Below are 15,652 nucleotides of genomic sequence, written 5' to 3'. Positions count from 1 at the left end.
TGATGAAAATGGAAAGACACCGGCTAAGCGGTGTGCTTTCCTCATCAAACTATTCAACTGGACAGAGTAATAGCCCTATCCTTTAACAAATTGCTTGTCCACCTGAGGCGGAAGCTACAATGATTAGGCTTTGTTGTTGGATCCAAATTCGCGAATTTTACCAATAACGGTTTCTTTGATTGCATCGCGACCTGGTGCGATGAATGTACGTGGATCGTAAGCATCAGGTTTAGCAGCTAGAACTTCGCGAACCACTTTTGCGAACACGATTTGGTTCTCAGTGTTCACGTTGATTTTGGAAGTACCCAGGGAGATGGCTTTCTTGATGTCATGTTCAGGAATACCTGTACCACCATGAAGAACCATTGGGATGTTAGTAGCGTCACGGATTTCTTCCATTTCTTTGAATCCGAGGTTAGGCTCGCCATGGTAAGGTCCATGAACGGAACCAAGTGCAGGAGCCAGGGTGTCGATACCTGTTTCTTTCACAATACGTACGCACTCATCAAGCTTAGCATACATGATGCCGCCGATAACGTCGTCTTCTTGTCCACCAACAGTACCTACTTCAGCTTCTACAGAAACGCCTTTAGCGTGAGCATATTCAACGACTTTTTTAGTCATATCGATGTTCTCATCGATTGGGTGATGGGAACCGTCGATCATTACGGATGTAAATCCAGCATCAATTGCTGCTTTACATTTATCAAAGCTAGATCCATGGTCAAGGTGGATAGCTACAGGAACAGTGATATTCATGTCAATAATTAGACCTTCAACCATTTTAACAACAGTAGTGAAGCCGCCCATGTGGCGTGCTGCGCCTTCAGATACACCAAGGATTACTGGTGATTTTTCTTGTTCAGCGGCACCAAGAATAGCTTGAGTCCACTCCAAGTTGTTAATGTTGTACTGACCTACTGCATATTTTCCTTCAAGTGCTTTGTTCAACATGTCTGTCATAGATACTAATGGCATGGTTTCATCCTCCTAAGAATGTTGGTTGGCTATGTTTTTAAACCGACATCACATACAGGCTTATTATAGCACATCCTGTGTCAAATACTAAATAGGGTAAACAAAAAAATGTCCCGGTGGGACGATTTTTATCCAGCCCATATAGCAATTAGACTCATCCTCTTCGGAGTCACCACGCGAAATAGGACCGATACAGAAATCACCGTTCTAACTGCATTGATCCACAGACTTGTTATGAAGATGCATGTTTACCGCTACGCGCATTTCGTCTATGTCGAACGGCTTTGTAAAATGCATTAACGCCCCTAGCTTGGTCGCCTCCTTAATCATGTCCAGTTCACCATATGCCGTCATCATAATGACCTTAATGGACGGATTGATCTCCTTTAGATGCTTCAGGATCTCGAGTCCATCCATTCCCGGTATTTTCATATCGAGTAAGACCAAATCGGGTGACTCGCTGCGAACAATGTCTAATGCCAATTTTCCGTTAGCCGCTTGAAATGTTGTATATCCCTCACTATTGAACACTTCCATAAGAAGAATCCGGATCCCGTTCTGATCATCGACAATTAATACTTTCTTCTTTTCCATACGATACCCTCCCAGAAATTAAGGCAGATTGACTATACCGCGCTCTCCACAGCGACCGGCCCCTTTAGAAACTACTCCATACGAAACCTATTATTCGTGCTTTACTGTCCAAATCCTGCTAATTGGATAAAATGGGTAAATAAAGAGTCTAAAATGAAATAAATGTCAGTTACAATATTTCTATTAAAGGGTAATACAAAAAGAGAGCCTTCGGATGAAGGCTCTCTTAGACTATTTAAGAACCGATGGGTTCTTTCTGTCTGTGTATAAATTATTGCTGCTCGGAATGCGTCAAAGAGGCTTTGACAAATTCACGGAATAGCGGTTGCGGACGGTTCGGACGTGAAGTGAATTCCGGGTGGAATTGAACCGAGAGGAACCACGGATGCTCTGGAAGCTCTACGATCTCAACTAGACGGCCATCCGGAGAAGTTCCGGAGATAACCAGTCCCGCTTTTTCAATTTCATCACGGTAAGTATTGTTGAACTCATACCGGTGACGATGACGCTCATATACCAGTTCATCATCATAGCAAGACATTGCCAGAGAGTCCGGAATAATCTTACAAGGATACAACCCAAGACGCATAGTGCCACCCATATCTTCAATATCTTTTTGCTCAGGAAGCAAATCAATCAATGGATATTGTGTATTTGGATCGATTTCGGAGCTGTTTGCACCTTGTAGTCCAAGAACAGAACGGCCATATTCAATTACAGAAACCTGCATTCCAAGGCAAATACCAAAGAAAGGTATCAATTGCTCACGGGCATAACGAATAGCGGAGATTTTACCTTCGATTCCCCGATCACCGAAACCACCAGGAACAAGAATACCGCCAATGCCACGCAGCATTTCGTCCACGTTCTCATCCGTAATTTCCTCTGCGTTCACCCAGCGGATCTTAACCTCTGCATTCGCAGCAAAACCTGCGTGTGAAAGTGATTCAACAACGCTCAGATAAGCATCATGCAGTGCTACGTACTTACCTACAATTGCTATTTCTACTGTCTTCTCTAATTTCTGAATCCGGCTAAGCATACTTTCCCATTCGCGCATATCTGGCGCAGGTGTTGTAAGCTTCAAATGATTAACAACAATCTCGTCCAATCCTTCATCACGAAGGTTCAATGGAACTTCATATAACGTCGAAGCATCGCGGCATTCCACAACAGCATTAGCATCAATATCGCAAAAGAGTGCGATTTTGGCTTTCATATCTGCGGAAAGCTCATATTCCGTACGGCACACGATGACATTCGGTTGAATACCGATACTGCGCAGCTCTTTAACGCTATGCTGTGTCGGCTTCGTCTTCACTTCTCCAGCAGCCTTGATATAAGGAATCAAGGTTACGTGGATATACATCACATTTTCCCGGCCAATATCACTCTTGATTTGACGAATCGCTTCCAGGAACGGAAGACTTTCAATATCCCCTACAGTACCGCCGATCTCTGTGATAACAACATCAGAGTTAGTCTCGCGGCCCGCGCGGAACACGCGTTCTTTGATCTCATTCGTAATATGCGGGATAACTTGTACAGTTCCACCCAAGTACTCTCCACGACGTTCCTTGCTGATTACGGATGAATAGATCTTACCTGTCGTCACATTGCTGTTCTTCGACAGATTGATATCAATAAACCGTTCATAGTGCCCAAGGTCAAGGTCAGTCTCTGCACCGTCATCCGTTACGAAGACTTCTCCGTGCTGGTAAGGGCTCATTGTTCCAGGGTCTACGTTAAGATACGGATCAAATTTCTGAATCGTTACCTTTAGACCTCTGTTCTTGAGCAGCCTGCCCAGCGAAGCGGCGGTAATGCCTTTACCCAGGGAAGACACAACGCCACCCGTTACAAAAATATACTTTGTCACTGTAAAACCCTCCTAAATAAAGTCCAAACATAAAAGCGGCACATGGTGTTTATCGTAACCCGTTTTACTATCATCAAAACAGGGGAAATCAAAAGTTTAATTCACCGGGGAAAACATAAAACGTCATCCCGCAAATTCCATTAATCTACAGCTACTTTGCATCTAAAAAAACAAAAAAGTGACACCCGTAGAACCGGGGCACTTTTTATTTTAGAAAACACGTTTATTAACTTACATGATAAGCCCATGCAATAGTTTACTCTGACGATCCCCCACTGTCAAGGGAGGAATTATGCCACAGACAAGACTCTTCTGATTATTGATCTTACTTGTCATCCTCGGAATCTTCATCGTCGCTATCTTCTGCATCGTCTTCGTCCGTATCGTCTTCGTCTATGTCATCTTCATCGATCACGACATCTTCGTCGACTTCTTCTTCGCTGTCGTCGTCAGAATAGAGGTCGTCGCGATCTTCATCGATAGCGTCGAAATCCTCTTCTTCAGCTGTGTAGTTTTCTTCTTCATCAGCAAAATCGTCATCTTCCAAATCATCGTCTTCATCGTTGATGATGCGCACCCGTTTAGTGTTACCAACCGGATCATCGGAGCGCTCTAGAGGATACCAGCGTTTCAGTCCCCAAAGGTTGGTTCCGACACAGGCAAAACGCCCGTCAATGTTAATCTCGGTATATAACTGGGCAATAGTATCTTGGCTTTCTTGATCGGTCATACCGCGTAACTTGGCTACCTCGACCATCAGATCACGGTAATAATACGGTGTATTGGCTGCTTTAAGCACCAGAAAGGCAAGATCCACCATTGGCATTTCTTTAACTTTCTCAGGGTCTAGCTTTAAATTGAGTGGCGTACTCACTAAAGGACACTTCCTCTCACGCATTGTTCACATTACGGTTTATTTCAATAATATCCATTAACAAAACTAAGTAAAACCTATTTAACAACAAAATGCAAGTCAAATGCAAGAACCTCCCAACAGAAAAAGCCTCCTGCTTATTATCCATACAGGAAACCTGTCTTCATCAAGAAGAGTTGATATGTAATTGTAGCAAGGGTCGCCGCACCCAAAGTTTTCAGAAATGGGATTTAAAAAGGCGGAGGAAGACCTCCGCGCATGACTGTATCCACGCCAAGGATCGGCTCCTTACGGGATGTTACAAAGAGAGTTTTAATCTCTTCTGTTTATTTTATGTAAAGCGCCGTCTTTTGACACGCTGGGCAGCCCATTTCCTTAAAAAAGGGCAAGTTCCCATTCGGACCCCTCCCTCCGCTCATACAATATGGCAGCAGGGCACCGAGGGGGGACAGCGAAACCTATGGACTATTACAAATTTTGGAACATGCTTCTTGAAGAAATATCGGTTGCCCCAAAAAATGGTGAGCGGCGTATTCTTACCTTCAACGATCCCCGCCAGTATGCCGGAGCTTTCTCCCAATGGAAGGCTCTAAAAGCAAAGCAGCCCGAGCTGCGTCAAGTACAGGTATCTCCGCTGATTCGGGCCTTCTTCGTGCCCGCTGCCGCCGGAAAGCTGATGAACCGATTTGCAGACCTTCTAAACGTCGAAGACGATCTGCAGATTCAAATTCATTCCATAGCTAACGAAAAAAGCGGAATCGCCGCGCTCCCTTGGGGGGTGAAAGCGATTCATGCTCCTCAGGCATGGTCTAAATCAACCGGAGTTCACGTCAAAATCGGCGTCATTGACACCGGCGCGGATTACCGTCATCCCGATCTGAAGCATTCATTAGCCTCTGGAGTCAACCTACTACACCGCGGGATGCTGCCGCTGGATGATAACGGGCACGGAACTCATATCGCCGGAACCTTAGCGGCAGCAGGGGGAAATCGCGGAATGATGGGAGTGGCGCCTCGAGCGCTGCTATATCCAGTCAAGGCCTTTGATCATAGTGGATCAGCCTATGTGTCCGATATTGTGCTAGGTATTGATTGGTGTGTGCAGAACCGAATCGACGTCATTAATATGAGCTTTGGAATGAAGACTAGAAGCAAGGCGCTCCACAATGTGGTTATAAAAGCATATCGGGCCGGAATCGCCGTCATTGCCTCCTCTGGGAATGACGGCAAACGTGGCGGGGACTATCCCGCACGTTATCCCGAGACGATAGCCGTGGGCGCCATCGATAAAAGACACCGGGTTGCCGGCTTCAGCAATCGCGGTTCATATATCGATGTATACGCGCCCGGCGAAGGCGTGCCCTCCTGCTGGCTGAAGGAGGGCTACAAAGAAATGAGCGGCACCTCCATGGCGACCTCGCATGTCACGGGAGCCGCCGCATTGCTGCTCGCACTGCGACCGGGCCTCACGCCAAGGGAGCTGAAGCTGCTCTTGCGCCGCACCGCGTCCCCGGTGCGGCTACGCAAGGGGCAACGCCGCGCATCCCTAGGCGGCGGCTCTGCCGATGCCCTGCGACTGCTGAGAGCAGGAGTAAGGGCGAAGCGTTCGGTCTCCGCGAACGTGTAGACCCCGCCCGGGCACCGGGTGGGTCACTCTGACGTGAGCGCAGCTGATGCCAGTGCGAAGAACGGCAGCAAAGAAAAATCCGCCCCCAGGAAACCGGAAGGCGGATTTTTTGTCGTTTGCTGTTGATTTACATGCGATCCGGTGCAGAAACTCCGACAAGACGCAGTACATTGGCAATAGTAGTACGCGTTGCGCCAAGCAATGCAAGACGCGCCACGGTTTGAGCAGCATCCTCAGTAATTACACGTTCAGCTTTGTAATAACTGTGGAACATCGCAGCCAGCTCATATACATAACGGATGAGGCGATGTGGAGCATAACCTTCAGCCGCAACAGCGATTTCTGCCGGGAGCTCACCAATTTTTCGCAGCAGGTCATATTCATGCACTGCTGTCAGCTTGGAGAAGTCAATTTCAGCGTAATCAGGGATAGAAATCCCTTGCTCCTCTGCCTGACGGAAAATACTGCAAATACGGGCATGCGCATATTGAACATAGAATACAGGATTTTCATTAGAAGTAGAGATCGCCAAATCCATATCGAAATCAAGATGAGAATCCATGCTGCGCATGGTGAAGAAATAACGAATCGCATCGATTCCTACTTCCTCCATCAAATCTTCCATCGTAACCGCTTTGCCGGTACGTTTGGACATTTTGACCTTTTCACCATTCTGGAACAGGCTGACCATCTGAGCAATCAGAACCACTAGCTTCTCAGGATCATTGCCAAGGGCTGACATTGCCGCCTTCATCCGCGGAATATAACCATGGTGATCAGCGCCCCAAATGTTAATCATTTTATCGTAACCGCGGCCATACTTATCGCTGTGATAAGCAATATCCGGGGTAAGGTAGGTATATGTGCCATCATTTTTGATCAAGACACGGTCTTTATCATCGCCGTATTTTGTCGTTTGCAGCCAGGTTGCCCCATCTTGCTCGTACACTTCTCCACGATCACGGAGCTCGTCCAGCGAGCGCAGTACTTCTCCGTTCTCATACAGCGAGGTTTCACTGAACCAGATATCGAAGTTTACACGGAAAAGACCTAGATCACGTTTGATTTTATCCAACTCTTTATTAAGTCCATAGGTCCGGAAAAAAGCAGCACGCTCACTAGGGCTCATCTCGAGCAAGGTATCGCCCTTTTCTGCCACAAGCTCCTTCGCAAAACCCTTAATATCCTCACCATGGTAACCATCTTCCGGCATTTCTGCCTCTTGACCCAGCTCCTGCAGGTATCTGGTTTCAATGGATTTACACAGATTAGCCACTTGGTTACCGGCATCATTAATATAATATTCCCGGGTCACCTCATAACCTGCATAATCAAGCACATTACACAGCGCATCACCGACAGCAGCACCACGGGCATGCCCTAAATGTAGGCTACCTGTTGGATTGGCACTGACGAACTCCATTTCAACCTTCTGACCTTGACCCAGATTAATACGGCCATAGTCATCCCCCTGCTCAGCAACAAGGCTGATGATTGGGTACAAGTAGTTCTTAGACAGGGTAAAGTTAATAAAGCCTGGTCCTGCAATTTCCGCTTTCTCAATAGAAGCTCTGCTCGTATCCAAATGCTCAATAATAGCTTCCGCAATCTGGCGTGGATTACGTTTAGCAATTTTGGTCAGCTGCATAGCAGCGTTCGTAGCCAAATCACCGTGCGCCTTATCTCTTGGTACTTCCAGTACAATATCCGGAACCTCTTCCGGTGCAACCAGCCCAGCATTCACAATCGCATCGGCGATGGCTTCTTTTACCCGTTCATTTACAAGCTCTAACGGATTCTTACTATGTGTCATAATTTCGGTTCCTCCTGTATATGCAAACTAATAGCGAACTTTCCTGTCAATTCCTCGTAAACGTACAAATCATATTCCCAGGCAACCGTTAAAGAGCGCCCTTCGCGCACAACTTCCAGCTTGTTCGTTTCCGTAGAAAGATTGAACTGCGTATATGGCGAGCGGTAGAATCCTGGCAGACGCCGTCCAGCTTCAAAGCTCTGCTCTGACTGAATCCCGCCATGGCGGATTAGCTTCAGTTGATTACCTGCAATCTTTATCGTTGTACGAACAGAAACTTCCTCCCCGCGAGGACCCTGCTCTAATTCTTCATATTGAATATATAGATGCGGTCCTTTGGATGTTACTTCTCCATTCGCTTCCATAACATTTCGCTGACCATCTTGAAGGCTCACGAGCGTAATAGAGACATCATATTTGTCAGACTGTATTTCAGGCATCACACGTTCCTCCATTCTGCAAGCCTCTGCATTCTGCATAAGAAAAACGTCTAATGGCAAAGCTTAAACATTTTTATATTAATCAAAGGCCTATTTCGCTTTCCCATTGTACACTATAATCCAGTTCAAAGAAGCATTTCAATACAGAATCAAGCATATCTTCATAAGCACATAAAATATTACCATATTGATGATTAAAAGCACACTTTGAACGTCCATTCTCTATGTATATCATTTACTTCGATAATATTTGCACCTACCAAGCACCTATCGGACATAAATGACCCTATGCGCAGTATGATTCCATATTTGGTGCGATAACGGACTTCATAGTCGCTATTAGCCTAAAAAACAACCCATGTGAACCTCTTTCTAGAGAATAGTGTTACTGGAGTCCGAAACTCTATCCCAAAGGCCGAAAATTTGCAAATAACGTCATCTGGGTCCGTAACCCTCCGAGGATGAGGGATCTGATTAGGGCACTGATAAGGGTACTATTGAAGCAAGCAAAGATACCAACGACAAAAATACAGAGCAGCGATTCCCCAAGTATCCGGAGAATCGCTGCTCTGCTGTCTATTTGCGATTTTCACAATACATCGGAACTTATATTCTTGCACTGTAAAGAATTATTGGGTCATCACTTTCAAAGAAAACCTGCGTTCCCATGAAGCTCCGCCGTCTTTGGTCACATACAAGGAAGAGTAATCAAGCTCACGGATGGCGAGCCAGCCCTCTTTATTACTAGTGAAGGAGATTACCCCCTCATAACCAGCGAGCGCCGGAAGATTAGTCCATTGCTTACCGCCGTTATAAGAGCGTCCAACCGCCACTTTCTCTGCTGCTGGGGAAAACCCCACTAAAAAGGAGGTGCTGTTTCCCACAAGTTGCAGGTTCCCAGGTTTGCCAGCAGCTGGCCCTTTATTGAATTCAGCCTTGCCACTTCCTGGCGCAGGTCCGCCGCCCGCAGTTTCCTGAGCGATCACACGATTCCAACTTCCCCCCCTGTTCGCACTTTCATACAGCGAGTAGGAGGTCTGACTCATCCCCGTACCGCCATAGAGCACTACAGCGACCTGATCTCCCTTAGCGGAGATTTGTCCAAACTCGGGCTCGGCAAAAGCCGCCTTAAGTGAAAGGCTCCAAGTTGCCCCTCCATCTGTGGTCTTCATTACCCGATACCCGCTTCCCGGCACGATTACAACCGCCCAGCCGGTATTCCGGTCACTAAAATAAGCACCTCTTGTATTGGGTGGGGTGGAAATCTTACTCCAGCTCAGCCCCCCGTCTTTGGTGTGATACGTTGCGGCTCTCTCATAAGCAAAACCTTTCTTACTATCGATAAAATTTATTCTTTCAAAGCTGACGGCTTTGTTCGAAAGTCTCTTCCACTCCGAGCCACCGTTAGAGGTACCGATTAAATATTGAGCCTGCCCCTCCTCTACAGAAGCAAGCGCAAAGCCATGTACATTATCGGGAAAATCGAATTGTTTGAAGCTCCATTGGCCTTGATAGATCTCTTGAAAATGGCAGCCTCCGTCAGAGGTACCAATCATAAATCCATTACCTGCTGCCCGTCCGGTATTCCCTTTCAAAAACTGAACATCAGAAAAGCTAAGCGGTGTGGATATATCACCTGAGTGCTTGTTTTGCAGGGCCTGTAGCAAGCCGTGATCTCCTGTGCCGCAAGTCGCTGGTGCTGGTGCAGCCGCAGCATGTACAGAAGTTACTGGTGCACTCCAGCCTGATACCATAATAAGCGTCGCCGAGAGGGCGGTTATTGTCGTCTTATGAATCTTTTTCGTCCATTTCATGATGACACCTCCTAATATGTATATACCCTTACTTACAATCCCTACTCTGTTATACCGCCAGAGATGATGGCCTATCTACCTTAAACAATCACAAAATAGAAACAATTTGTTACCCTCCATATCCCTAATGAATATCCTTCCAGATCCTTCCCCATAATATGAGAGAAAGGAGTCTGGTGCCATGACACGCGAATCAACGAATCCACCGAAACGAAAAAGCCGCTTCCGGCGTTTATTTCGGCTGCTGGCAGCCTTGATCATATTATTTGTAATAACCACCGGAGCTCTGCTCGGTTATCTATATCAAAAAGATCTTCCACCGATTAGCGATGATGTGCGCTCCAAGCTGTTTGACTCCCGGGGCAATGTTCTTGCCACCTTTACCTCAGACGGCCGCAGCCGCGAACCCGTCAAATTAAGTCAAATTTCTCCCCTGCTCATTGAAGCTACACTAGCAGTCGAGGATCGTAAATTTTATGAACATTCCGGATTTGATCTGAAGGGGATGGCGCGAGCTGTTCTAGTCAATCTGGAAGAGGGAAACCGGTCGCAGGGTGCTAGTACGCTAACTCAGCAGCTCGCACGTAACCTCTACCTATCCCATGAAAAAACATGGACGCGCAAGGCTAAAGAAGCTGTCTATACGATGCAGCTGGAGATGAAATACAGCAAAGATGAAATCCTGAACATGTATTTAAATAATATCTACTATGGCCACGGTGCTTACGGCATTGAAGCAGCCTCACGGATGTATTTTGGTAAATCTGCAGCGGATTTAGACCTGGCAGAGAGTACCATGCTGGCTGGAATTCCAAAGGGACCTACCTATTATTCACCTTACAACCACATGGACAATGCTAAAAAGCGCCAGAGAATCATCCTGACCGTCATGGCCAATTTAGGCAATATCACTCAGGAAGAAGCGGGACAAGCCGTCCAAGAGAACTTAAACTTCAAGCCGCAAGGACAAAAGGATACGCTTGTAGCTGCGCCTTATTTCCGGGATTATATCCGCAATTTGGCCATAGAGTCTCTCCACATCAGTAATGATGAGCTGGAGCAAGGCGGATTAAATGTCTATACCACCCTTGACCCTGACATGCAGCATGCCGCAGAAAATGCCGTTGACAAAGAGATGGATCAAACTAGTGATCTGGAGACTGCACTTGTATCCATCGATCCTCGCACCGGTTACATCAAAGCAATGGTCGGCGGAAAAAATTATCGTACCAACCAGTACAATCATGCTTTGGCCACCACACGCCAGCCGGGTTCTTCCTTTAAGCCGATTATGTATTTGGCCGCACTCTCATCCAAAGAGATGACAGGACTTTCGGTCTTTAATAGTCAGCCAACGATGTTTCATTATGATAACAACCGCAAAACGTATCAGCCCCGAAACTTTGGGGATAAGTATCTGGGTGAAATTAATATGCGGCAAGCTATCGCAGCATCCGACAATATCTATGCTGTTAATACAATTATGAAGATCGGCGCGGATAAAGTAAGCGAAATGGCTGCGAAGATGGGCATTGACAGTCCACTTCAAAGCGTACCATCACTGGCCCTAGGCACTTCACCGATCAGTCCGCTTGAAATGGCTGCAGCTTTCGCTGTAATTGGAAACGGCGGTCAGAAAATGCCGATCACAGCCATTCTAAAAATAACCGATTCAAATGGCATGGTCCTGTATGAAGCACCTCAACCCAAAGGAGTAACCGTCGTAGAACCTTCAGCTGCCTATGTACTGACTCGTTTAATGGAGGGAGTATTCGAGACTGGGGGGACGGGTAATCGTGTGGCTTCCATAATTAAACGTCCGGTAGCCGGCAAGACCGGCACCACGGATACAGATGGCTGGATGGTAGGTTTCACCCCGGAGCTATCAACTGCAGTCTGGGTTGGTTACGACAAGGGGCGCGACATCGCAACTACCGACGGACGGCGCGCAGCCCCCATTTTCGCCCAATTTACTGAAAAAGCGCTGGAAAATGTCCCTCCAAAAATTTTCCCTATTCCAGATGGAATAGTCAGCGTATACGTCAATCCGCAATCCGGCAAACTTGCTACAGCAGCATGTCCCGACAAAGAACTGGAAACTTTTATTAGTGGAACTGAGCCCACCGAATACTGCGAACTGCATGGCACAGGCTCCGCTCCTGCTGTGGATGACACACAAAGTAAGGTAGATTCTGCTGAAGAAAACCGTTCCCTGTGGAAGAACATTAAACGCTGGTGGTTGAATTAGCCTCTTCATTTATATTGAAGGGGTTTTTCTTTTTTTATAAGTTATATATTGTAGTAACAACAGGATTGCCAAACTCAAATATCACTTATCGCACAAGGGATGTAACCGTTTTATTTATTATGCTTACCCCATTCTCTTAACTCTCAATTACTGCTATAATAGTTATTAGAAACCAAAATATAATGATGTAAATGAGGGACATGGGATGAAGGATACAGGCATGATCCGGAGTTTAGACAGTCTTGGGAGAATTGTGGTTCCCGCAGAAATCCGTATGACGCGTAATATTGACATTGGTGATCCTATCGAATTTTTTGTTTTAGACGAAAAAATCATCGTCCTTAGGAAGTACACCTCGACAGAGTGTACATTTTGCAGAAGCCACGACCATGTCACCTACTATAAAGAGCAGTTTATTTGTAGCAACTGTCTAAAAGAAATTGTCGATCCTGAACGCATGTCTCAATTGCCAGAGTCACGTGAGGATTTTGTTGTTGAGGCACCTGAGCACAACACCAGCATCCGAAAGTCGAAGACAGAGGAAATGTGCCAACGTCTGGAACAAGCTATTGAAGATCATCCCTATGCCAACCAAAAAGAACTTGCAGAAATCCTCGGGATTAGCCAAGCCAGAGTGAGTCAGCTCAAACGCAAGCTTAGCAGCACAAGCAAATCATAAATTAAAAAGCTTCGACGCTCCTATTTCCGGAGGTCGAAGCTTTTTCTATATCGGATAACCCTTCTGGAGGCTCCTATACTATTCAGTCAGTGCAGCTTTAAGCTCATCTGAGGATGCATTCCACCATGCTTCATTATGAGAGATCAGAAGGGATTTGAGCGCCGACTTCTCAATGGCTCCAAGCCCTGCCACATCGATCTTGCGTTTAAGAGCTGCATCCAGCTTATTGACATGCTCGGCAAGAATTTTCCATCCGCGGCGCGCTTCTGTATCAATCCACATTTCACAGGCTGTGATTCCACCATAAAATTGAGCTTCCAATGTACGGTCTACCGCTACCCATACCACCCAAACCTGTCTTCCATTCGGTACATCTTCACGATTCATGGAAAATTTAATTCCTTTTTCCACTTTGCTCTTGGCATGCATGGCACCGATATCAATAACCGCCACATCACCATCAATAATGACAGGTGAAACGTTGTTGAGATCTATAGAGCCTGCTCCAAAGCCTTTATGTTTACTTTTAGCGTTCACAATATTTAAGGCAATCTGTTTCTTGCCCTCCGGTTGTATGTTGTCCACGAGTGCACACCCTTCCTCTTACGAATAATTTAATTTTAGCTAATAATGCGGCGATTGCAAACATATACATCCCGTAGATGCTTGTCACGGGAGGAATCACACTATGAAGTCACTGTCATTAAAGTACATCATCTTTGCGACCCTGGCCATCCTCGCGCTGCTGGGAGGAGGAATATGGGCCTTTTCAGGGGATAGCTCTACAGCTTCTGTTACTAGCTTTGCTTCAAAAGAGGCCAAGTCCTCCAGCGGCACAGCGCCTGCAGCCCTACCACAGCAGGTATTGCCTGAGAGCGCGCCCGTCCCGGCAGAGGAGGCTTTAAGCCAGCGGGTAGTCGAGTATCACATTGATGTCCAGCTTGTTCCTGACACAGAAACCTTAAAAGCTTCTGAGACAGTAACCTGGACACACCCCGGAGTAAAGCCAGTAAGTGATTTATATTTTCACATGTATCCAAATGCATTTGCCTCATCAGATACCACCTTTATGAAGGAATCCGGGGGGACGCTCAGAGGCGACAGTATGCCTGAGAATGGCTTCGGAAATATGACGCTGACCGATCTGCGCACGACAGAAGGAACTTCGCTAATGCAAAGAGTGCAATATGTCCAACCTGATGACGGCAATATCAACGATAAGACGCTCCTAAAGGTACATCTTCCTCAGCCTGTTAATGGTGGGGAAAGTGTAACACTTAAGCTTCAGTATGAAGTCCAGCTTCCCAAAATCTTTGCACGCATGGGTGCTTCAGGTAACTTCGTTATGGCTGGGCAATGGTTCCCTAAGCTTAGTGTATACGAGCCGAGGGGCACACGCGGAGTTAAAGAAGAAGGCTGGGACCTGCATCAGTATCACGGAACCTCTGAGTTTTACAGTGATTTTGGCATCTTTAATGTAACGATTGCCGTCCCTTCCAACTATACGGTGGCTGCGACCGGATTTCCTGTAAAAAATGCCAAGCTCAAACAAGATCAGAAAATATATCAGTTCTACGCCGATGATGTCCACGATTTCGCTTGGGCCGCTTCCCCTGATTTTACAGTAGCTGAGGAAGCCTTCTCTACGCCGGAGGTGCCTGGAGTACGAATTAAGGTGTATCTCGACCCACTACACAAAGATTTAAAAGAGCGTTACCTTCAGGCTGCCAAGGCTGCCCTGACCTACTTCAGCAAATGGTATGGTCCTTATCCCTACTCTACGCTGTCTATTGTCGTCCCACCTAAGGAGGGCAACGGTGCTGGAGGAATGGAATACCCTACCCTTATTACAGCCTTTGGGGCCGCGGATTCTTCTCCAGATACCTCACTTGAAAGAACCGTCATTCATGAAATCGGCCATCAATACTTCTACGGTATGATAGCCAGTAATGAATTCGAGGAGGCCTGGCTGGATGAAAGCTTCACTTCCTATGCCGAAGACAGACTTATGGAGCAAGAATACGGTATCAAGTCTAATTTGCCTTTACAGGCCAGCCTGGTAACTATACCTGAGCCGTTAAATCTGGAAACGTGGAAATATGCAGGGGCGGATTCCTATAGCCGAAATGTTTATATCCGCGGCAAGCTTGTACTTAAAGATATCGAACGCCAGGTAGGTACCAAAGCAATGAACAACATCATGTCCTCCTACGCTCGTAAGTTCCGTTTCGAGCATCCTGCTACGTCAGATTTTCAGAAAGTCGTTGAGAAGGTAACCAAAAAATCATGGCAGGCCTATTTCGATGATTACATTTATGGTGATGGAGCGCCTGACTTCTCAGTAGATACGATTACTTTTAAAAAAAATAACAGCGGCGATGCCCCAAGCTACGAATCATTAGTGAAGATTTCAAACAAAGGGAGCCATTACGTTGATGTTCCCGTGAAATTCACATTCGCCGACAGCTCTTCGGTGCAGCGGGTCTGGAACGGTGAAGGAGCAGAGACTACGTTTCAATTGTTAAGCGATAAGCCTCTTCTCTCTGCTGAGATTGACCCTGAACATTCCATCTTATTGGAGAGCAAACATCTAAACAACTTTAGGCTGGCGGAAATAGAGCCCAAGACGCTCTCTCGCTGGACATTAAGTGTAACTAAACTACTTGAAACCGTGCTCGGAACTCTTGTCTGGTGAGGTGAATGATT

General features: G+C 46.4%; 12 protein-coding genes. 4 read left to right on the top strand and 8 right to left on the bottom strand.

Going from position 1 to position 15,652, the window contains the following annotated elements:
• Positions 1-123 precede the first annotated feature (123 nt).
• The 4 genes from fba to rpoE form a co-directional block, all read right to left on the bottom strand.
• Positions 124-978 carry a class II fructose-1,6-bisphosphate aldolase gene (fba, locus tag NYE35_RS00610; protein WP_036679934.1) on the bottom strand — a complete coding sequence of 285 codons (855 nt, stop codon included), beginning with the start codon at positions 976-978 and terminating at the stop codon, positions 124-126.
• Positions 979-1,185: 207 nt separating this feature from the next.
• Entirely contained in the window at positions 1,186-1,572 is a 387-nt protein-coding gene (locus NYE35_RS00605) for a response regulator (RefSeq protein WP_036679935.1), read from the bottom strand.
• 271 nt (positions 1,573-1,843) lie between these two features.
• Positions 1,844-3,451, bottom strand: coding sequence for a CTP synthase (locus NYE35_RS00600; protein ID WP_036679937.1), 1,608 nt, complete (start codon positions 3,449-3,451; stop codon positions 1,844-1,846).
• Between the two features lie 325 nt (positions 3,452-3,776).
• Positions 3,777-4,325, bottom strand: coding sequence for a DNA-directed RNA polymerase subunit delta (gene rpoE / locus NYE35_RS00595; RefSeq protein WP_038568074.1), 549 nt, complete (start codon positions 4,323-4,325; stop codon positions 3,777-3,779).
• Positions 4,326-4,785: 460 nt separating this feature from the next.
• Here rpoE and NYE35_RS00590 point away from each other — a divergent pair, with 460 nt between their 5' ends.
• Positions 4,786-5,952, top strand: coding sequence for a S8 family peptidase (locus NYE35_RS00590; RefSeq protein WP_038568071.1), 1,167 nt, complete (start codon positions 4,786-4,788; stop codon positions 5,950-5,952).
• Between the two features lie 127 nt (positions 5,953-6,079).
• On the opposite strand, the gene argS is transcribed toward NYE35_RS00590, so the two are convergent.
• The 3 genes from argS to NYE35_RS00575 all read right to left on the bottom strand — a co-directional run bounded on the left by argS (position 6,080) and on the right by NYE35_RS00575 (position 10,019).
• Entirely contained in the window at positions 6,080-7,765 is a 1,686-nt protein-coding gene (gene argS / locus NYE35_RS00585) for an arginine--tRNA ligase (protein ID WP_036679944.1), read from the bottom strand.
• Positions 7,762-8,205 (bottom strand): DUF1934 domain-containing protein, encoded by a 444-nt coding sequence (locus tag NYE35_RS00580; protein WP_036679946.1) that lies wholly within the window; start codon positions 8,203-8,205, stop codon positions 7,762-7,764. The genes argS and NYE35_RS00580 overlap by 4 nt, the downstream gene beginning before the upstream one ends.
• Before the next feature lie 629 nt (positions 8,206-8,834).
• A complete protein-coding gene (locus NYE35_RS00575) occupies positions 8,835-10,019 on the bottom strand; it encodes a YCF48-related protein (RefSeq protein WP_076106033.1) in 1,185 nt (394 codons plus the stop codon).
• Positions 10,020-10,200: 181 nt separating this feature from the next.
• On the opposite strand from NYE35_RS00575, the gene NYE35_RS00570 reads away from it, so the two are divergent.
• Both NYE35_RS00570 and NYE35_RS00565 read left to right on the top strand, forming a co-directional pair.
• Complete coding sequence (locus NYE35_RS00570) at positions 10,201-12,267, top strand: transglycosylase domain-containing protein (protein ID WP_076106035.1); 2,067 nt, start codon at positions 10,201-10,203, stop codon at positions 12,265-12,267.
• Between the two features lie 205 nt (positions 12,268-12,472).
• Positions 12,473-12,946: an AbrB/MazE/SpoVT family DNA-binding domain-containing protein gene (locus tag NYE35_RS00565; RefSeq protein ID WP_076106037.1), complete on the top strand. Its 474-nt coding sequence runs from the start codon at positions 12,473-12,475 to the stop codon at positions 12,944-12,946.
• 78 nt (positions 12,947-13,024) lie between these two features.
• On the opposite strand, the gene NYE35_RS00560 is transcribed toward NYE35_RS00565, so the two are convergent.
• Positions 13,025-13,531 (bottom strand): YwhD family protein, encoded by a 507-nt coding sequence (locus NYE35_RS00560; RefSeq protein WP_036679953.1) that lies wholly within the window; start codon positions 13,529-13,531, stop codon positions 13,025-13,027.
• Between the two features lie 103 nt (positions 13,532-13,634).
• Between NYE35_RS00560 and NYE35_RS00555 the strand changes: the two genes are divergently transcribed.
• Positions 13,635-15,641 (top strand): M1 family aminopeptidase, encoded by a 2,007-nt coding sequence (locus NYE35_RS00555; protein WP_076106039.1) that lies wholly within the window; start codon positions 13,635-13,637, stop codon positions 15,639-15,641.
• Positions 15,642-15,652: the final 11 nt, after the last annotated feature.

The sequence above is a fragment of the Paenibacillus sp. FSL L8-0494 genome, from assembly GCF_038003695.1.
In the GTDB taxonomy this organism is placed as follows: domain Bacteria; phylum Bacillota; class Bacilli; order Paenibacillales; family Paenibacillaceae; genus Paenibacillus_AQ; species Paenibacillus_AQ odorifer.
This window is presented reverse-complemented; position numbering and strand designations above follow the sequence as displayed.